This is a genomic window from Rouxiella sp. Mn2063, assembly GCF_049319665.1.
Lineage (GTDB): Bacteria > Pseudomonadota > Gammaproteobacteria > Enterobacterales > Enterobacteriaceae > JBMOUD01.
The window spans coordinates 16,603-36,977 of the sequence record NZ_JBMOUD010000006.1 but is presented as its reverse complement, the minus strand read 5'-3'; the positions used below and the strand labels follow the sequence as shown (position 1 = coordinate 36,977).

The 20,375-nt window shown below is 46.9% G+C and carries 16 protein-coding genes; 8 read left to right on the top strand and 8 right to left on the bottom strand.

Annotated elements, in window-relative coordinates; all coding sequences use genetic code 11:
* Positions 1-106 precede the first annotated feature (106 nt).
* Positions 107-697, top strand: a complete 591-nt coding sequence (gene pth / locus ACL9RG_RS10895; RefSeq protein WP_422792637.1) for an aminoacyl-tRNA hydrolase — start codon at positions 107-109, stop codon at positions 695-697.
* A gap of 170 nt (positions 698-867) precedes the next feature.
* On the opposite strand, the gene ACL9RG_RS10890 is transcribed toward pth, so the two are convergent.
* Positions 868-2,397, bottom strand: coding sequence for a SulP family inorganic anion transporter (locus ACL9RG_RS10890; RefSeq protein ID WP_422792636.1), 1,530 nt, complete (start codon positions 2,395-2,397; stop codon positions 868-870).
* 342 nt (positions 2,398-2,739) lie between these two features.
* Here ACL9RG_RS10890 and ychF point away from each other — a divergent pair, with 342 nt between their 5' ends.
* Positions 2,740-3,831, top strand: a complete 1,092-nt coding sequence (gene ychF / locus ACL9RG_RS10885) for a redox-regulated ATPase YchF (RefSeq protein WP_422792635.1) — start codon at positions 2,740-2,742, stop codon at positions 3,829-3,831.
* Positions 3,832-3,958: 127 nt separating this feature from the next.
* Here ychF and ACL9RG_RS10880 read toward each other — a convergent pair whose 3' ends face one another.
* Positions 3,959-4,714, bottom strand: a complete 756-nt coding sequence (locus ACL9RG_RS10880; protein WP_422792634.1) for an ankyrin repeat domain-containing protein — start codon at positions 4,712-4,714, stop codon at positions 3,959-3,961.
* 199 nt (positions 4,715-4,913) lie between these two features.
* Here ACL9RG_RS10880 and ACL9RG_RS10875 point away from each other — a divergent pair, with 199 nt between their 5' ends.
* Positions 4,914-5,345, top strand: coding sequence for a nuclear transport factor 2 family protein (locus ACL9RG_RS10875; protein ID WP_422792633.1), 432 nt, complete (start codon positions 4,914-4,916; stop codon positions 5,343-5,345).
* Between the two features lie 105 nt (positions 5,346-5,450).
* On the opposite strand, the gene ACL9RG_RS10870 is transcribed toward ACL9RG_RS10875, so the two are convergent.
* The 5 genes from ACL9RG_RS10870 to ACL9RG_RS10850 all read right to left on the bottom strand — a co-directional run bounded on the left by ACL9RG_RS10870 (position 5,451) and on the right by ACL9RG_RS10850 (position 13,282).
* Positions 5,451-7,097, bottom strand: a complete 1,647-nt coding sequence (locus tag ACL9RG_RS10870) for a methyl-accepting chemotaxis protein (protein WP_422792632.1) — start codon at positions 7,095-7,097, stop codon at positions 5,451-5,453.
* Positions 7,098-7,555: 458 nt separating this feature from the next.
* On the bottom strand, positions 7,556-8,479 hold the full coding sequence (locus tag ACL9RG_RS10865; protein ID WP_422792631.1) for an SDR family NAD(P)-dependent oxidoreductase: 924 nt from the start codon (positions 8,477-8,479) through the stop codon (positions 7,556-7,558).
* 104 nt (positions 8,480-8,583) lie between these two features.
* Positions 8,584-9,279, bottom strand: coding sequence for a TetR/AcrR family transcriptional regulator (locus ACL9RG_RS10860; RefSeq protein WP_422792630.1), 696 nt, complete (start codon positions 9,277-9,279; stop codon positions 8,584-8,586).
* A gap of 53 nt (positions 9,280-9,332) precedes the next feature.
* Positions 9,333-10,184, bottom strand: coding sequence for an SDR family NAD(P)-dependent oxidoreductase (locus ACL9RG_RS10855; RefSeq protein ID WP_422792629.1), 852 nt, complete (start codon positions 10,182-10,184; stop codon positions 9,333-9,335).
* Between the two features lie 320 nt (positions 10,185-10,504).
* Positions 10,505-13,282, bottom strand: coding sequence for a flavocytochrome c (locus ACL9RG_RS10850; protein WP_422792628.1), 2,778 nt, complete (start codon positions 13,280-13,282; stop codon positions 10,505-10,507).
* A 567-nt stretch (positions 13,283-13,849) separates the two neighbouring features.
* Here ACL9RG_RS10850 and ACL9RG_RS10845 point away from each other — a divergent pair.
* A complete protein-coding gene (locus ACL9RG_RS10845; RefSeq protein WP_422792627.1) occupies positions 13,850-15,361 on the top strand; it encodes an anion permease in 1,512 nt (503 codons plus the stop codon).
* A gap of 587 nt (positions 15,362-15,948) precedes the next feature.
* Here the strand turns inward: ACL9RG_RS10845 and ACL9RG_RS10840 are convergent.
* A complete protein-coding gene (locus tag ACL9RG_RS10840; RefSeq protein ID WP_422792626.1) occupies positions 15,949-16,737 on the bottom strand; it encodes a MipA/OmpV family protein in 789 nt (262 codons plus the stop codon).
* 126 nt (positions 16,738-16,863) lie between these two features.
* On the opposite strand from ACL9RG_RS10840, the gene ACL9RG_RS10835 reads away from it, so the two are divergent.
* From ACL9RG_RS10835 to ACL9RG_RS10820, 4 genes are all read left to right on the top strand, one after another.
* Positions 16,864-17,562, top strand: coding sequence for a response regulator (locus ACL9RG_RS10835; protein ID WP_422792625.1), 699 nt, complete (start codon positions 16,864-16,866; stop codon positions 17,560-17,562).
* Complete coding sequence (locus ACL9RG_RS10830) at positions 17,559-18,770, top strand: sensor histidine kinase (RefSeq protein ID WP_422792624.1); 1,212 nt, start codon at positions 17,559-17,561, stop codon at positions 18,768-18,770. Before ACL9RG_RS10835 ends, ACL9RG_RS10830 begins: the two co-directional genes overlap by 4 nt.
* A 309-nt stretch (positions 18,771-19,079) precedes the next feature.
* On the top strand, positions 19,080-19,607 hold the full coding sequence (sodC, locus tag ACL9RG_RS10825) for a superoxide dismutase [Cu-Zn] SodC (RefSeq protein ID WP_422792623.1): 528 nt from the start codon (positions 19,080-19,082) through the stop codon (positions 19,605-19,607).
* Positions 19,604-20,125 (top strand): DUF3455 domain-containing protein, encoded by a 522-nt coding sequence (locus tag ACL9RG_RS10820; protein ID WP_422792622.1) that lies wholly within the window; start codon positions 19,604-19,606, stop codon positions 20,123-20,125. Before sodC ends, ACL9RG_RS10820 begins: the two co-directional genes overlap by 4 nt.
* Positions 20,126-20,375 lie beyond the last annotated feature (250 nt).

Here is a 20,375-nt window from a genome sequence, read left to right as displayed (position 1 = left end):
CAACTTTTAACTAAAAATCATCAATATCGTTTGCCGATTTGGCAGCATCGCCTGCGACAGGTAAACTAGCGCCCTATTCACCCTTGTATAAAGAAGCGAAAAGAACGTGAGCAGCATTAAATTGATCGTCGGTTTAGCTAACCCCGGCGCTGAATATGCCCAAACCCGACATAACGCGGGAGCATGGTATGTGGATTTACTGGCACGACAACATAACCAGCAATTAAAAGAAGAGAGTAAATTCTTCGGTTATACCGCGCGACTGATGCTCAATGGTCAGGATGTCCGCCTATTAGTGCCGACAACCTTTATGAATTTGAGTGGCAAAGCCGTCTTAGCCATGGCGAACTTCTATCGTGTCGAGCCTGACGAAATCCTCGTCGCACATGATGAACTCGATATCCCGCCGGGCCTTGCCAAAATCAAACTCGGCGGCGGCAACGGCGGCCATAACGGCCTAAAAGATATTCAAAGCAAACTGGGTAACAACCCGAATTTCTACCGTTTACGTATTGGTATTGGGCATCCGGGCGATCGCAATAAAGTGGTGGGATTTGTTCTTGGCAAACCACCGGCCAGCGAACAAAAGTTGATTGATGATGCCATTGATGAGTCGCTGCGTTGCACCGATATTCTGATGAAAGACGGTTTAGCAAAAGCGGTAAGTCGATTACACAGTTTCAAGCCAACCGTTTAATTAATATCGCCTGAAAACATGGGTTATTTCAGGCGAGCAACCCTGTTCGTTATGAGGGAAACTACGCCTTTGGTGTGGTAGCGGGCTTGCCCGCCTACGTGCCCATAGGCGTATTATATGTAAGACAACGTTGTCAGCAAACTGAAGGCCCGAACTTCAGGCCAAATAGTTTACGTCCGCAATGTAAACGACTCTTCACCCACCTTTTTATCACTAGCCTGATAATCATCCTCGGCGATGTAATAATCTGGATCATCTAACTCGTGGCTACAGAATGGCCCCGCCTGCTTAAGTAAGCCAATACAATCGGCACTAAGGTGACGAAGGCGTAGCGTTTTACCCGCTTCCAGATAACGTGTGGTCAGCTTATCTATTGCCTCAACGCCACTGGAATCCATCACTCGGGTTTGTGCAAAATCCAGCACCACATTTTGTGGGTCTTGCTGCGGGTCAAACAATTCAGCAAACGATGTGGTGGAGCCAAAGAACAGCGGTCCATCGAGTTGATAAACTACGGTATCGCCCTGCTGATTGCGGCTTCGCACGGCAATACGCGCATGCTGCCAGGCAAACACTAAGGCAGAAATAATCACCCCGCTTATCACCGCTATCGCTAAATCGGTGAAAATCGTAATTAGCGTCACGCTCAACATAATTAATACATCAGATTTCGGCATCCGACGTAAGCGCTTAAATGAACTCCACTCAAAGGTGTTATAGCAGACGATAAACATGATCCCGGCTAACGCCGCGACAGGTAATAGACCAATATAGCCAGACAGGCTCACGACAAACAAAATCAATAATATTGCCCCAACAACGCCTGAAATACGCCCGCGCCCGCCAGAGGTAAAATTAATAATAGATTGGCCAATCATTGCACAGCCGGCAAAACAGCCGAACAGGCCACAAATTGTATTCCCCGCCCCTTGTGCAATGCTTTCGCGATTAGTATTGCCTTTCTTCCCGCCCATTTCGTCCAACACTGTCATTGTCAGCAAAGATTCGATTAACCCTACCAGCGCAATCACCACTGCGTAAGGCAACACTGTCTTCACCAAATCTAATGTCAGCGGTGCCGCGGGTAGCGCAAAACTCGGTAACGAACCAGAGATATCGGCCAAGTCACCTACCCGCAGCGTGTTAAGATGAAAACCAATCGCCACCGCAGAGACAATAATCAGCGCAGCAAGAGAAGAAGGGATCACTCGGGTGATCTTTGGGAATAACACAACCACCAGCATCGCCAATGCTACCAAGCCATACATAATTGGCCCCTGCCCGGCAATCATATGGAATTGCGCCAACATAATGACAATCGCCAGTCCATTCACAAAGCCATGGATCGCGGGTAACGGCACCAAACGAATAAACTTCCCTAAGCGCAGCACGCCAATCGTAATTTGAATCAGTCCGGCAAAAATCGTCGCCCACAGCACGTAACCCATGCCATGCTGCGCGGCCAGGCTCATTAGCACCACCACAATCGAACCCGCCGCACCTGAAACCATCCCAGGCTTACCACCAAACAGCGCCGTGACTAAGCCGATAATAAATGCAGTATGCAAACCTACGATTGGCGACAGCCCCGCCACCAGAGAGAACCCCACCGCTTCGGGGATCATAGAAACCGCCACCACAAAGCCGGCCAACACGTCATTTTTGACGTCAGCAGCTCTGAAGTTCTTCAGAGAAAACATAGGATATTCCGTATTTTTTATACCAAAGATAAAGCTGCACCTTGCACAATAAAGACAAGATGAACTTGAAATGATGAGCCGCAAAAAAGGGCTTAAGAGGGGTAACTCATGGTGGCGTAGGCGAGAAATACATCCAACACATATCCTGATTATTTATCGACGATGTACGCAGTATCTAAAAATGTGCTATCTGAGGCAAGTCTTAATCCCTCTTATGAGGCCAGTGCTATATCAGGATCGAGATAAATCCCCATTCTGTGTATAATGAGCGGAATTATGGTCATTACATCGCGCGATTACTCTTAGTCGCTTGATAATTAAGATATTTAAGGTGATAAAAACATGGGATTCAAATGCGGTATCGTGGGCCTGCCGAACGTCGGTAAATCAACTCTGTTCAACGCGCTGACTAAAGCAGGCATCGAAGCGGCTAACTTCCCGTTCTGTACTATCGAGCCAAACACCGGCGTTGTACCAATGCCTGATGCACGTCTCGATCAACTGGCAGAAATTGTAAAACCTCAGCGTATCCTGCCAACTACTATGGAATTCGTTGATATCGCCGGTCTGGTAAAAGGTGCATCCAAAGGTGAAGGCCTGGGTAACCAGTTCCTGACCAACATCCGTGAAACCGAAGCCATCGGCCACGTTGTTCGTTGCTTTGAAAACGACAACATCATTCACGTTAATAACAAAGTTGACCCGGCTGATGACATCGACGTTATCAACACCGAACTCGCTTTGTCAGATCTCGACACCTGTGAACGCGCAATTCACCGCGTGCAGAAGAAAGCCAAAGGCGGCGATAAAGACGCTAAAGCGGAGCTGACTGCGCTGGAAAAATGCCTGCCACACTTGGAAAACGCCGGTATGCTGCGTTCACTGGGCCTGAGCGAAGAAGATAAAGCGGCTATCCGCTACCTCAGCTTCCTGACCCTGAAACCAACCATGTACATCGCTAACGTCAACGAAGACGGTTTTGAAAACAACCCGTACCTCGACAAAGTGCGTGAAATCGCCGCTGCCGAAGGTTCCGTGGTGGTTGCAGTCTGTGCAGCGGTAGAATCTGACATCGCTGAGCTAGAAGATGCCGACCGTGAAGAGTTTATGGCCGAGTTGGGCTTAGAAGAACCAGGTCTGAACCGCGTGATCCGCGCCGGTTACGAACTGCTGAACCTGCAAACATACTTCACCGCAGGCGTGAAAGAAGTCCGCGCATGGACCATCCCAGTTGGTGCTACCGCCCCGCAAGCTGCCGGTAAAATCCACACCGACTTCGAAAAAGGCTTTATCCGCGCCCAAACCATCGGTTTTGACGACTACATCGCCTGCAAAGGTGAACAAGGCGCGAAAGAAGCCGGCAAAATGCGTTCAGAAGGTAAAGAGTACATCGTTAAAGATGGCGACGTGATGAACTTCTTGTTTAACGTCTAAACCTTATTTTAGATGTAAAAAATCCACGCTGCGGCGTGGATTTTTATTCTGCTAATAGCACTAACACTAACCTCTTTACTTGCTCTTTCATTCACTGACACGTAGAAAACACACAACTAATATTTAACTATATATCCTTCACACCTTTTTTTACCATTAAAGACAATATTTTCTTGCATTCATTATTATATTCCGTTCCTTCTTTAGAATCTTTTATTTGTCTTTTGACTACGGTTAATAATGAAAGGTTGTTAACGTTTACTGGGTTTGGATTAGCTCCTCGCGCCAACAATAACTCTACATGTGCAAATGATGAGCTAATAAAGGCACTCATCACTAATGTTTGTCCAAGCGAGTTTTTTATGTCTATATCTGCACCATAATCCAACATGACCTTTAACGTTTCAGTATTGGAGGCATAGCGGCTTTTAAACATAATGGGTTGGCCATTTATTTTATCCCTAGCGTTAGGTGATAGGCCTCCATCCAACATAGCTTTTATCCAAATCCCCCTATCGGCCTGCATTGCTGATTCGGCAGGACTTCCTGGCATATTTGGCTGAGGCTGCAGAGGGTCAGCTCCTGCTTTGACCAGATCAGTAATTATTTGTAGTCTTTCAGAGGTAGCATTGTCATCGAATGAGTTAGACATTGCCCAAAATAACAAGGTCATCCCTTCCTTCGCAGGATGGTTTAGTTCATTTTTATCTACAGATAAAAGCTTTTTCTTCAGTAGCTGCTCATTGCCATCATAAATTATCTGAGCAATTTCAAATTGCTTGTCTGAAAAAAAATCCTGTGGTTTGTATTCCATCTTTTTTTTACACCCCTGAATCACGAATACTGAAAGTAATAATAAAACTACAATCATCGCCCTTTTCATATTCTGCTCCTGATAGTGGCTGTATCATCATCCTTCTGTTCTTCGATACATCGGATGGCTTGGTCTATGCCATGTTTATCCACATCCGAGTTGAAATCATCAGAAAATAATTAACTCACTATACTTTATTGATTAAACACAATTTAGTAACGTCATACGATGACAAAGTGACCTACCCCAAATGAGTGAAGGAGTTTGTATGTCTGATTGGCAACTGGTTGATAAATGTATTAATGATTACGCGACTTATGCGGACAAACGTGATGCTCAGGCGCAGCGTAATCTGTTTACTCAAGATGGCAAAATGGTGGTTTACTATCCGTGGGGAGACCCAAACAAACCTGATATTGTTCAAGGAAATGCGGCGTTATTGCAGACGTTTGAAAATTTAAAACAGTATCAACATACCCTGCATGTGATTGGCCAAAAAACTATTACTCTTAATCAGGATAGCGCCACGGCTTATGTCTATACCGTTGCACACCACGTCACCTTGAATGACGATGGTTCACGTACTTTAATGGTCGCTTATCTGCGCTATGAAGATACCTTAGTGAAACAGGATGGCGTCTGGTTGTTTAGCGAACGTGTGTTATATGCCGACTTTATTGAAAATCGCCCGCTGAATTAATGTTCATGGCGGTAAAGATTCTATACATCGTCTTTACCGCCAATTTTAAAATACCGCAAAGAGACTTAACAATAATCTAGTCTGCTAAGCCCAACACCGGTCAGATTAAAAGGTTTCCCAATTATCTTTTTCTGTGTGGCTGAGTGCAGGAGCCGCTTTCGGTTTATTAATAACCGCACGCGTCGGTGTTGCTTTCACGTTCTTGCTACCGCTAAGCACAAACACACGGATACTATCGAGCAACAGGCGAGCCTGCTCTTTTAGTGAACCGCTAGCCGCTGACGACTCTTCTACCAATGACGCATTTTGCTGGGTCGTGGTGTCAATCTGGCCCATTGCCAGGTTGATTTGGCCGATGCCGTCACTCTGCTCATGGCTGGCACGGGCAATTTCGTCCACCAGCTGTTGTACGCGAGCGACATTTTCCACAATGTCTTGCATACCGCTGTCCGCCTGAGTCACCAGGCCTCGACCATCGGTTATCTTGCTGACCGATGCACCGATAATATCTCTAATCTCTTTTGCCGAGGCGGAGCTTCTTTGTGCCAGCGTACGTACTTCGCCAGCCACCACGGCAAAGCCACGTCCCTGCTCGCCTGCGCGAGCGGCTTCAACAGCGGCATTCAGCGCCAGAATATTGGTCTGGAAAGCGATGCCTTCAATAACGGTAATAATATCCGTCATCTTCTCCGCGGCATGATGAATATCCTCCATCGCCGCTGAAACAGAGTGCATACGGTCGCTGTTTGCTCTAACCATGTCGCCTGCTTCGGTAAACAGATTGTTTACGCTGCGCGCATTATCTGCCGTGCTTTTAATGGTATTGGTCAACTGCTCTAGCGTTGCCGCCGTCTCTTCGACACTGGCAGCCTGTTGTTCTGTACGCGAAGCCAGGTCTTGGTTGCCCGCATCAATTTCATCAGCAGCCAACGCAATACTTTCTGCACTGGAGTTGACGTTTCTGACGGTCAGATCCAGTGACTCCACCATATCTTTAAGAGACTGCATCAGTTGACCAAGTTCATCCTGAGAATGCACATGCACTTGCATCGTCAGGTCACCTTTGGCGACTTTGCCAGCAACGGTTACGGCCTCTTTCAACGGGCGAGTAATACTGCGCGTGATGAACCAAGCCACGAACCCACCCAGAATAACGCCGAGAATAACAAACACGATCATCAGAATTTCTGTTGTGCGAGATGCTTTCTGAATCCCTAAATGTGTGTCATCGATAAGTTTTTTCTGGAAATCCAACAGCGACTGGAGAGTGTCACGATACTCATCACTAATAGGTAGGAAACGTGAAGAAATAAACTCATCAATATTGCCGTGTTCACCACGGGACGCCATGTCGAGCCCCTGGTTGCGAATCACCAGATACTTCTCGCGGGCAGCTTTGATATTGTGAAGACGACGTACACCTTCAGGAAGCGTTATCATCGGTTCTAGCTGTGCCTGAATTCTTGAGGTTTGTGCTGAATTTTGGGAAATATAACCCATTAATTTTTCACGCAATGCCTTGTTTTCTGTCCCCATCGAAGCAATGGAGTTACCGCTATTTTTATCGACCTGAGCAAGCCATTCTTCTACTAGCCTTTCCTTAAGCAGTTGCCTGTTTATCATGTCATCCATGTCATGGACATTCGCCCGAGTGAATAAATCGGCACTAATTCCCATCAGTATCATCAGAAATAGTACTAGACAAAAACCAGCACTGAGTCGTGTTCCTACCCGCATATTACTCATTTTCATTCTGGCTCCTTAATGACCCCGCATCCTGAAGTGAACAGCCACATTGTTCCATAATGCTGTTAACTGACCGCATAGTTAATTGCTACGCTATCAACAGATATCGGATAAATATTTTTTTTCTGTAGTCAAAACCAGTGAAAAATTAAAATAAAGTCAGCAGATGTATAATAAAAATACTACTAAGATGATCTGTATATTGAAATGACGATAATCACTCAGCAGTATTAGTTTCAGCAATCGTCTGCAAAAAATGATTTCAGGAAATGAGAGGGACAAAACATCAGAGGGAAGAATTGTTATACGGGGGAAATGGCAAGCTATACCCAATAAACGTCGAGATGCAGGTAGGCGGCAACTGAGCCGGCTTAGATAACTAAGTGACTGGGTGAGCAACGGTAGCCACAACCCTGCATCTTGAAGTATGACGGGTATATACCAACTCCCCCAGTGTTGAGTATTTATTGGCTGAGTAACGTTTCTGTGATGGTCCACAGGCGCGCGGCATTTACTTCATCCAGCGCCCAGCCTGCTACCACTGAGAATTCAGCCATTCTGTCGCCGCTAGTATGGGTAATTAATTCTGCCTCATTACAGTCGGCAAAATAACGCCCGCCAATCCCTTCTAACGCAGGCGACGTTGCGACCAGGATAGAGGTTGCTGCACCCTGCTGAGCGGTTTTCCATAAATGCTCAGGTACCGGCAATTCCCCCGAATGGCGCTGCAGATTCGACTTAATGGCGCCTGGCATCACCGCGTTAACAAAAATCCCTTCTTCTTTCCAACGCTTGCTGGCCTCTACCGCAAATAGCACCAATGCCGTTTTAGATTGGGCATAGGCAGTCCAAGGATCATAAGGTCGAATATCGTAATGAATATCGTCGAAGACCAGCGGGCTAAAGTGGTGTGCGCTGGAACTGACCACCACGACTCTGGCGCCGTTGGCCTGTTTTAATGCCGAATGCAGGCCGCACGTCAGAGCAAAGTGGCCAAGATAGTTGGTCGCAAATTGCGCTTCCCAACCCTCTTCGGTACGCGTTTCTGGCATTGCCATCACACCGGCATTATTAATCAGCAGATGTACTGCGCCGGTCCATGAAGAGACAAAAGCAGCAATGGATTTTCTGTCTGTAAGATCCAGGTATGCAACGTGAATACTTTGATTACCGGTGGTTTGAATAATATCTTTAGCCGCCTGCTGACCCGCTTGCAAATTTCTTACCGCTAAGGTCACCTCTGCACCTGCACTCGCTAACGCGCGTGCGGTTTCCAGACCAATCCCAGAAGCAGCGCCCGTGACAATCGCGCGTTTACCGGTGAGATCCTGCCCACGGATCACGTCATCCGCCGTGCTATTAAAATTAAACTGGGTTTTAATTTTCATGATTATTTATCCTCAAAAATAGGCGAGCGGAAGAGCAGCAGTTAATAAACTGCCGGCTCTATTTACTTAAATACTCTATTTATTTGATAACGGAATATTAGTACTTATGCGGAAATTGCATTCCACATCATTCTAAAACCAAGCGCTAACAATGCTTCTTTCTCATCAGGCTTTTTTTCAATTTGATCGCTGGTTGCATCGGAAATATTCTGTAATACGGCATAAATAAACTCTTTTTCATCGGTAACAAAAAGAGAATGTTTAATTGCGCTGTCGAACATTCTATCCGCTAAATTTAGCGACTCTGGTGTTTTAGCCAGCGTTTCCGGCGTTAATAAATCGGAAACGGCCAATAGCCTAAGTACACGCTTTCCTGCCGGATTCCTCAGCGACCATTCGGTATAACTACGCCACACATGGATTATCTGCGTACGAAAATCGGCATCTTTGGGATAATCCGTAACCAGGACATCCGCCATGTCCGCTTTGAGCATCAGATACACATCGTTAAGCAGCTGCTCTTTAGTCGGAAAATAGGTAAAAAGCGTGCCAACCGCCACATCGGCGCGTTTGGCGATGCTTGCCGTTGTGGCCGACAGCCCATTTTCCGCAAGAGTGATAACCGCCGCATCAAGTAGTGCCGCATGCTTTTGCGGGCTGAGTGGTCTTGCCATAACAACATCTCCGGGGTCGGTAAAAAATTCCGGATAGTGTAATAGATTTAGCCACCGGTTTTTTAGTTTTACTCCCCTAATACGCAATAAGGAGCGTGATTTATACCAAAATAATTGGCGTTGCATCGAAACGGCAGGAGAGCGACAAATCAGCAGCAACGCCAAGTATGACGGGTATATTAGCCTGGAATAAACCCAGTCTTGCCTTCAATCGCGACAGAGACAGAAATCTCTTTCTGCGACTCAAGAGATTGCAGGCTCTTGGCATAGCTGCCTTGCAGGATTTGGAAAGCATCCGCTCCCAGCACGGTACGCAGTTCTGGCTGCTCTTTGTGGCTCAGCGTATAAATAGCGTCAGCCATTTTAATTGGATCGCCGGAGTTGTTTTCTTCTCCGTTCTCAATGATCCAACGGCGGAGTTGACCCACAGTGGCGTTTTTATAAGTTTCTGTTTCCGTTGTCCAACGGGCGTTAGCCTGGAAGTTAGTTTTAATCGAGCCAGGTTCGATAATTTGCACTTTAATATTAAATTCTGCCACTTCCTGAGCCACGGTTTCAGCAAAACCTTCCAAACCGTATTTAGCCGCGTGGTAGAATGCACCGCCTGGGAAAGCAATACGTCCGCCCATGCTGGTGATGTAGATCAAACGGCCCTGCTTTTTAGCACGTAAAGCGGGTAAGAACGCACGAGTAATATGTACCGGTGACAGCAGATTAAGCGCAAACTGATGCTCAATTTCTTGTTCGGTAAACTCTTCCATCGCACCGATAATTGCGCCACCGGCATTATTAACGATGATGTCGCTATCGGCATGCTTTTTGGCGATCTCCGGCAGGCTGGCATAATCGGTCACATCCAACTTCTCAACGATCAGCTGTGAACCAAATTGCTGCTGCAATTCTGCTAATGCGGCCGGACTGCGAACAGCGGCAACAACGGTATTGCCCGCCTCAAGCACGCGACGAGTCAACGCTAATCCAAGACCGCCAGAAGCACCGGTGATAAACCATTTTTCATTTTTCGACGTCATCTTTGTTTCCTCAGTTCATAAGTACGGCACGCCGCCAGAAAGGCGTCATACACAGATTATAACGGCCAACCATTAAATGACTGACCACTCAATCAATTATAGGCGTGGTTAGATTTTTTGCAATATACCAAAATGAAATTTGAGCAAATCGAAAGTAAGGAGAGCTATAAAAAATATAGTTATCAATAAATTATATTGATAACTTTTTATTTCACTGCGGAGATGTAGTGATTGAAATGCGAGATTTTACTTAAACATCACCAGAATATTTTCGCTGGTGAAGAAATTCCCCCCGCCCTTACAAGCACGGGGGAAAGACATTAACTCAGGGCATGCACCGCCGCGTTATGCCCTGCTAAGGTACCAAAGATAATAATATCGGCCACGGCGTTGCCGCCGATACGGTTAGCACCGTGAATACCGCCAACGACTTCCCCTGCAGCCCACACACCTTTGATCACCTGTTTTTGGCTATCAAGGACTTCGGTTTCAGTGTTAATGGTGACGCCGCCCATGGTGTGATGCACACCAGGTGCAATGCGAATCGCGTGGAATGGACCTTGGTTCAGTTCACAACGCAGCGCGGTAGTTCGCCCAAAATCTTCATCCTGCTTCTGCACCACAAACTGATTGTAACGCTCTAGCGTGGCTTGCAAATTGCCCGGTTCCATATTCAGTTTCAATGCCAGTTCACCGACAGAAGGTGCGCTGACCACAAAGCCGCGGGCAATATATTCATCGGCCGCTTTGTTGTTCTGGCGCACCTGATCGTCAAAGACTATCCAGGCGCTTTTCTCTGGCAGCGCGATAATCTGCGCAGAGACTTTGTCACGGGTTTCCATCTCATTATAGAAACGCTTGCCTTCCTGACTGACCAGAATAGCGCCGCCGCCGCGAATAGCCTCTGAAACCAGATAAGACGTGGTTTGCTCAACCGTTGGGTGGATCTGGATTTCACTCATATCCACGGTATCGGCACCAATATTCTGCAACAAGACAATGCCGCTGCCGGTCGCACCTTTATGGTTGGTCGTCACAAAACCGTCCAGTTCAGGACGATACTTCACCACCATTGCCCGGTTGGCACTGAATCCACCGGTCGCCACAATCACACTTTTGGCATTCAGGATATGGTGTTCATTGTATTCATTGGCAATTTTGACGCCGGTGACTACGCCATCCGCATGCAAAATTTCTTCAACCGAGGTATCGAGCAGTACATCGATATTGCGCTGATTAATGTTCTTCACCAGACCACTAATCAGGAAACCTCCCACCGCAGAACGGTCAGCCGGACGGTGAGTACGATCGATGCTCATGCCGCCGGTGATGGTAATATCATTCAGCTCGATATCATGGCTTGCTAACCATTCAACTGCTTCTGGCGCGCGCTCAACAAAGGTTCTCAGCAGGTCGTGGTTGTTTTTAAACTTACCGCCTTTGAGGGTCTCTTCGTAGAACAGCTCTTTACTGTCCTCAATACCTTTGAGTTTCTGGAAGCGAGTTTCAGCGGCGTTCATGCCGACAGAAGCTTTGATGGTGTTGCCCCCGATGCTCGGCATCTTCTCGACAATCACCACGCGAGCGCCTTCATCATAGGCTTGAATCGCCGCAGACAGGCCCGCACCGCCGCTGCCGATCACCACAACATCATAACTTTGCGGCGCTTCTGGATTACCGCCCTCTTCAATAACGTGTTCTTTAGTCGAAGTCGTCATCGCACGGGACACGGCTTTCTTCAGCGCTTCACTCTGTGCGGTTGCACCGGTGACCGCATCAACATAAGGGCTGTTAGCCACTAAAATACGCGAACGGAGAATTTCAAAACTGGTACTAAAATCGACATCCAATGTGTCGTCTTGCACCAGCGTGATGTCGGTAATACGGTCAGTATCCAGCGTGACGTTAATTTTTAGTTTCAGCGCCTCAGCTTCCACTTTTTCCTGGAATACACCGGCTTTATATTTACGGCCACCGCTGCTGACATCGCGGATCATGGCGTCCACCAGCGAGAAGCGCCACAGCGGTTCAGGGATAGTTAAGGCTTCGCGTTGAGTGCTATCAATAAACAGCTCTAGGTGTTCGTTTTTAAGAATACGATCGGCCCAGTCTGGATAGGCAATACAGGCTTTACCGACCGCAATCAGATCATAACCTTTGTCCAGCGCGCTTTCAGCATCGCTCTTATTAACCACGCCACCTACGCCAATAATCGGGATTCTTGCCAGCGTATCTGAACGTTGTGCATGATATTTTTCGATAAGCGTCGTGGTGTCAGCGGTGTCATTAATGGAAGTACGCAAATAATGGCCAACGGAGAAATGCAGATAATCAACGCCTCTTGCCGCCAGTTTCTCTAGCAAGTACATGGTATCGTCGAAACGGATCCCCGGTACTTCAATCTCCTCTGGAGAGAATCGGTAGCCGATAATAAAGGAGGAATCGGCAAAGCGCTTCGCCATCTTATGGGTGATTTCTAATACTTCCAGCGGGAAACGCGCACGATTGTCGCGGCTACCGCCCCATTTATCATCGCGCTGGTTAGAGTTTGGCGAGTAAAATTGTTGAATCAGGTAGGTATTAGCACCGTGAATTTCTACCCCGTCAAACCCGGCTTTAATCGCACGGTTTACCGCATCACCAAACTTAGTGATCATCACCTCAACTTCTTCACCGGTCAGCGCCTGTGGCGTGGTCGCCCCCTCACGCGGTGCAGCAATGGCACTTGGCGCAACAGGCTTTTTACCACCAATCAGCTCCGGCTCCACCATCCTTCCGCCGTGGTAAATCTGCAAAATCGCTTTTGAGCCTTTAGATTTTATCGCGCTGGCAATTCTCGCCAGCCCCGGAATTTTATTATCGCTATCAATGGCGATAGCCCCAGGAAACGCCGGACCTTTAGGATCGATAAAGCAGCATTCAACAATAACCGTACCGATGGTACCCGCGCGTGAGCGATAGTACTCAACCAGATCGCCGGTTACACCGCCATCAAAAAAGCCGGCGCATGTCGTCATCGGTGCCATCAACAGACGGTTTTTCAGTACCGCACCATTTGGGAGAGTCAGTGGTTTCAGGATTGGGGTGATGGTATTCATTATTAACAATTCCAAAATTTAAAAGCGTTGGATTCTATGGCCGGCGCATTTTCTACCGCAATCTGAGTGCCGAACAGTTTTTTATGAATAGAGCAGATGAATTGACGTATTTAACTTTTAAATGAACAGGAGTTGACTACTTTATAGAGATAAATAGATTCATCGAATACTAGCCTACAGATGAAAAAAATCAACGCTGAGAAGAGGCAATGCCCACATTAAGAACAGTGGTACTGTACATAAAAATTTCGTCTATCACACTATGATCGTTGGATTTTTTGTAAACCGTCCCTACAATGCCACAAGAATAATGCAGATAGAATGGCCATAAGCACAAACCTCTAAAAAGACTGATCTCGGTCAATATTTTCAATAAGATTTTTATTATTAATATCTACATTTAACAATGTACGAACCATAACATGCATACTGCAACTTTATAGCACGGGGCTATGGCAATAAAACCTATAAAGGGAGTTTCACCAATAGATAAGTCGCCAATCAATAAAACAATCGTAGGATTCAAGGCATATATCGCGTCCTTAAAATAACTTGAAGGCAAAAACTATGAACAAAGTATCAACAGTGAGTGAACCCCCAAAGGTAGCGCCCCCCTCTTCGGGACAAAAAAAGCACCTGATCATGCTATTTTTACCGGTAGTGATCGCAGTACTGTTATTGCTCGTGCCAGTTCCCGCAGGCTTAGAACCCTATGCCTGGCATTTCTTTGCCATTTTTGTTGGTGTGATTGTCGGTTTAGTCTTTGAGCCATTGCCCGGCGCGGTCATCGGTCTAACCGGTGTCGTGGTTATTGCCCTCTGCAGCCAATGGCTACTATTTAGTCCTGCGGAAATCGCCAACCCTAAGTTTAAAATGGCCACCGAATCCTTTAAGTGGGCAGTAAGTGGATTTAGTAACTCGACGGTTTGGCTGATCTTCGGCGCCTTTATGTTCGCAGCCGGTTATGACAAAACGCAGTTTGGCCGTCGTCTGGCGTTGATTCTGGTGAAATATCTCGGTCGTCGCAGCCTGACGCTGGGTTATGCGATCACCTTCGCCGACTTGCTGTTAGCCCCCTTCACGCCTTCCAATACCGCGCGAAGCGGCGGGACTATCTATCCTATTATTGCCAACCTACCGCCGTTGTACGGTTCGCTCCCTAATGATCCTAGTTCGCGTAAAATTGGCTCTTATTTGATGTGGGTAGCCATTACGGCGGCTTGTATCACCAGTTCGATGTTCTTATCCGCTCTGGCGCCTAACCTGCTGGCACTGGCGCTGGTGAAAAGCATCGTTGGCTTTGATATCTCTTGGGGAACCTGGTTCCTGGCCTTCTTACCGCTCGGCGTGCTGTTGATCCTTACCATGCCGCTGTTGGCTTATTTGTTCTACCCACCGGAAGTAAAAATCAATGATGAAGTACCGCGTTGGGCAAGCAGTGAGTTGGAAAAACTCGGCAAACTCAAACGTAATGAAATCTTACTGCTGGTGTTTGTCTGCTTTGCGCTATTGATGTGGATTTTTGCTACCGCCTGGATTGAACCGGCGATGGCGGCCATGTTGGTCGTGGTATTGATGTTGTGGACCGGCGTACTTAACTGGAACGATATTGTCAGTAACAAACCCGCCTGGAATACCTTTGCCTGGTTTGCAACGCTAGTCGCACTGGCAGATGGCTTGGCGCGCGTTGGCTTTATTGCCTGGTTGGGCGCGCAAGGTGGTCAGCTACTCGAAGGGATAAAGCCAGAAGTCGCTGCCGTCATGCTGCTGGTTGCTTTCTTCTTGCTGCACTATCTGTTCGCCAGCACCACCGCTCACACCACCGCGCTACTCCCTGCGGTGTTGACCGTCGCCGCCTCAATCCCCGGTATTAACATGCCGGTATTCTGCCTGATGATGTGTACATCACTGGGCGTGATGGGGATTATTACCCCATACGGCACCGGCCCAAGTCCGATTTACTACGGCAGCGGCTACCTGCCAACCAAAGATTATTGGCGACTGGGCACCATCTTCGGCTTTATTTTCCTGTGTGCATTGATGCTGATTGGTTATCCGTGGATGGTGATGATGTTCTAATATTGTGCCAATTAGGACTGAATTAGCACGTTTCAATCTGAATGCTTTAGCCATAAAAAATCCACGCGAGAGCGTGGATTTTTTATATACCTATCTCATATGCGATGAGTGTAACACCATCAAAGGTTTTATAAATCGATCAACGGAGTCCGGGTTTCTTTCGGCGGTTCAGGTTTTAGAAATTAGTTTAATGCATGCTATTTTCAGCACGAGTAGAAAGATCACCTTAAGAACCATGACCAACCAGAAACTTGACCAAATATTTTAAATAATGGGCCATTAAAAAATGGCCATTATTATTCTTACATCGTGGAATATAAACGACTTTATTATTTTTTATATCTATCGATATTTTTCGATAGTGATACTGGACGTTGGCGTGCTTAAGATACATTTGTTCACGGGTAGCGAGTTCATTTTTAACGGATAAAACGGTGGTTATACTCTCCTCCTTTTTTATCGGGCATTGCATCAAGTAAATAAATATTACCGATAATATCATTTTTACGATGAAAATTTTCATAAAAATTCTGAATATCAGGTGCTTTACCAGGCTATTTTTATTTGCCTTGCTCAAGGCCGAAATCTTAGAACGTATAATTTATTGCGACGATGCCTGTTGTACCGCCTCGTTGCATCACGATGGGACTATTGGCCACCGTTTTATCCAGCCAGGCGTAGTCTACGCTGAGCAACCCGCCCCAATTTTCAGTGAACTGGTGAGCCCAGGTCAGGCTTGCATCGGTTCCGTAAAACCCAGCGGAACTGTTATAACGGGCATAGCCTGAACGCGCGCTTTGCTCATCGTTAACGCCATACCAGGTATTTAAATAACGGGAATCGCCGAATAGTGCGCTAGCCCGCAAAGTGACGCTATTCTCGTCGCTCATAAGTGGGATGTAATCTATTGATGTGCTGTAGGATACTCCCTGACTCTCACTTAGCGGCAGCGTGGCCTTACCTTCCAAAACCAGCCATGGCGTAACGGCCCATCCTACGCTGATACCGGCATTAACCGACGCGGAAATATTCCCCATGCCTTTAAGTTTGTCGGAACCTTTGCGCCGCCCTGAGTTTTTATCAGTACGTCCTGAGTTATAACCAATTGTCGGTTCTAAATATAATCCGTTATCGTTTTGCAGATGAAAGCCAATGCCATTCATCGAATCGACATAAAAACTATCTTGTTGAAAATGAAATAGTGGAACGCCACCAACACTTTGTTCATTAGACCCGCTGTATCTTGGTGAGGATATAGCCCCCAGCCCTAAAGTGATAGCCGATTTATTCGTAGAATTCTCATTCGCCAACGCGGATGAAATACCAGACACAATGAGAGTAGATATTATATAGGTAACGTTTTTTTTAGTTAACATTATGATTCTCGTTGTCATGTATTTATATTTTCATGCATGATTAAAGCAGCAGGTGATAAGAATTATGCGAGGGAGTTATCAATGAACACTCAGGGAATTATCAAGAAATTGTCAAGGTTGCACTAAATGAAAAATAAAAGAGTATTGGTAATTGAAGACGATGCCGACGCGGCGAATGTTCTGGAGGCTTACCTCAAACGTGAAGGTTATAGCGTTGCGGTGGCCGGAAATGGGCTGACGGGCATGAATACCGTGCTAAGCTGGAAGCCTGATCTTATTCTGTTAGATGTGATGTTACCCGGCATGAGTGGCACAGAAATTCTGGCGGCGGTAAGACGCAAAGGGAATACCCCGATCATTATGATCACCGCAATGGGCGAGGCTTATGACAAGATTGGGGCATTGCGTTACGGCGCCGATGACTACATCGTTAAACCCTACAATCCCGGTGAAGTCATGGCTCGCGTACAGGCCGTGTTAAGACGTAGCAATACCAGCCAGGCAACCCAAGAGGAAGTATTGCGCTGGGAAAACCTCGAAATTGATACCGCCAATATCGTTGCTAAAGTGTTCCGTGAAAATGGCGATTTTATCCGCTTAGATTTGACACTGACTGAGTTTTCAATTTTGAGCGCGCTAATGCGTGCGACCAGCAGGCCGCTAAGCCGCCAGTTTTTACTTGAAGAATGTCTGCCAGAAAGTGATGCACTTGAGCGAGTTGTCGATACACACGTTTATAATTTAAGAAAGAAACTCGAAGCGGCTGGCATTGATAACATTATTCTTAATGTACGTGGCATTGGTTATAGGTTTTGTAAACCATGAGAAATAAAAAACACAAGTCACTTTTGCTATGGATATCTACGCGTATTATCGTTGTGGCCGCTAGTGTGTTATTTATTATTATGTTCGCGATGTGGAGTATTTATGCGGTGCAGTATTATTGGGTGATTCATCACATGTCACCTGCTGAATATCAGGAGTTTTTGACCCTTAGAGCAAACCCTCATATCAATATTTCGCGTTTTCATGAGATTGTGGATGCTGGCTGGGGAATTGGCTATAGCACGCCCTCAATTACCTCGCTTAATTGGGGATGGCTGTTAATATTTTTAATTCTGGCAACACCTTTTATTATTTTAAGATGTTTGCGTGCAGCACGCCCGCTCACCGCACAATTTAGCAGCCTTACCGAAGTAGCCGAAATCGTTGCCCAAGGGAATTTCAACCAACAGGCAAAACTGGTGACCGACGGCCCCGAGGAAATGCTCCGATTTTCTAATAATTTCAATAAAATGATTAGCCAACTCGCGCTCTACGAACGCGAGCTAAAAGCCTCACATGTCGCCGCTGCACACGAACTGCGCTCACCATTAACAGCGGCAATGGGCAGATTACAGGGGATGATAGACCATGTTTTCCCGGCCGATGAAAAGCAATTAAATATGGTGATGACACAATTAAAAAGCCTTAGCCATCTTACCGATGATTTACACTTTCTTTCGCTGGCCAGCGCCGGTCAATTAACGCTGCATAGAAACGTGTTAAATTTAGAAAGTGTATTAAAAGAGCGCCTGACATGGCTAAAACCGCAATTAGAAGCGGCTAATATGTCTGTATCTATAGAGGCTGACGATGAATTTTATTATGTCGGTGATGAGTTTAGATTAGGCCAGGTCTTTAATATTATTTTAGAAAACATGCTGCGCTATTGCAGTAAAGGCGATCGCATGTTTGTTCGCCTGCGTCATACGCCACAAGGTTTTGAAATAACATTCCAGGATACCGGGCCAGGAGTTGCTATTGATTACTTACCACATATCTTTGAGCGTTTTACCCGCGGCGAACGTTCCCGCGCCAGAGACTTAGGCGGCAGCGGGCTGGGATTATCTATCGCCAAAGAAATTTGTGTGGCACATCAGGGCTCGATAACGGCAACCATGCCAGTAGATAAAGGCCTGTTAATTACTGTCAACTTACCCATTTTGCCTCATAAGCTTATCGATAGCCTCCCGGAAGATACTGGCAGGTAAGGAAAAATCCTAAAGACGCTAAAAAAGAGGCGACCGTGGCGAGTGTTAAACCTCCCCTCGCCTCTTTTCTACCTGTTGTGCATCTCTTCATTTCTGGACAACTGGCGCTACGCCTGACTTTCCCTTCCGTACTGGACAAAACTCACAACGGTTTCACCTATCAGAGCAATTACACCGGTCATACCATATTTCGTTATATATAAGAGCATCGCTGCATAAAGCGGTCTTCTCTGCGGCGACGTACACTTTTATGGCTCAATGCCACTTTGCATAACGGTCACACTCACCCAACAAAATATAGGGATGACTATGTACATGCTTAAAACACTAAAACAGGCGATATGCCTTGCCGGCTTGATGTTTGCCGGTGTTTCCCAGGCGACAACCATTACCATGAATAACGTCGATGCGAACGGCGTATCTACCCCGGCAGGCACTATTGATGTACAGGCAACACAATACGGCGTGCTGTTTACGCCCAATCTGAAAGGGCTTCCGCCTGGTATTCATGGCTTCCATATGCATACCAATCCTAACTGTGGGCCTGCGATGCAAGACGGCAAGATGGTCGCTGGCTTGGCAGCCGGTGGACATTTTGACCCAGCCAATACCGGTAAACACGAAGGCCCGTGGGGCAACGGCCATTTAGGCGATTTACCGGCGTTGTACGTCGATAATAGCGGCAACGCCACCTACCCGGTGCTGGCACCGCGCTTACGTATGTCAGACATTAAAGGCCATTCATTAATGGTTCATGCCGGTGGCGATAATCACTCGGATCATCCTGCGATGCTCGGCGGTGGCGGTGCACGTATTGTTTGTGGAGTGACATCATGATGAAGAAAATCGTTATTGCTACCTGCGCGTCACTGCTGCTGAGTGGTATTTCAGCCGCCAACGCCGCTGAAACCTCGCTCGATGTAACAGCCGCTGAACATCTCCAAACTCAAGTCTATGCGCGTGGCGTACAAATTTATCGCTGTGCGGCCACCGGGCCAAAAGCCACTACCGGCAACTGGGTTTTCCAGGCACCGGAGGCGGATTTATTCAGTGACAAAAGTATGGTGCATTTGGTGGGTAAGCACTTTGACGGCCCGCACTGGCAAAGCACCGACGGCAGTATTGTTGCAGGCTCCGTTCGCGCTTCGCGCCCTTCCAATGAGCCGGATTCTATTCCGTGGTTATTGCTGACCGGCACATCAGCAGATCAACCGGGTATCTTCGCTCACGTTAGTAGTATTCAACGGGTCGATACACATGGGGGGGCAGCTGGCCCAACGAAATGTGACCAAGGGACCTTTGGTGCGACGTTAAAAGTGCCATATACAGCAATTTATCGTTTTTACACCAAATAATAGTCTGTAGTTGTTATGTCTGAGCTGTGCAGGTTCGGCCGCTTATCAGCATATGATGAATATGTCGGTATATACCCAAGAAACTTCAAGATGCAGGTAGGCGGCAATCGAGAGAATCCCCAGGAGCTTAGATAACTAAGTGACTGGGGTGAACGAGAGCAGCCAACAACCCTGCAACTTGAAGTATGACGGGTATAGTCGAACGCGACCGGCAAGGGTTTTAGGGCGAAAACCCTTGCATCCCGCGCCT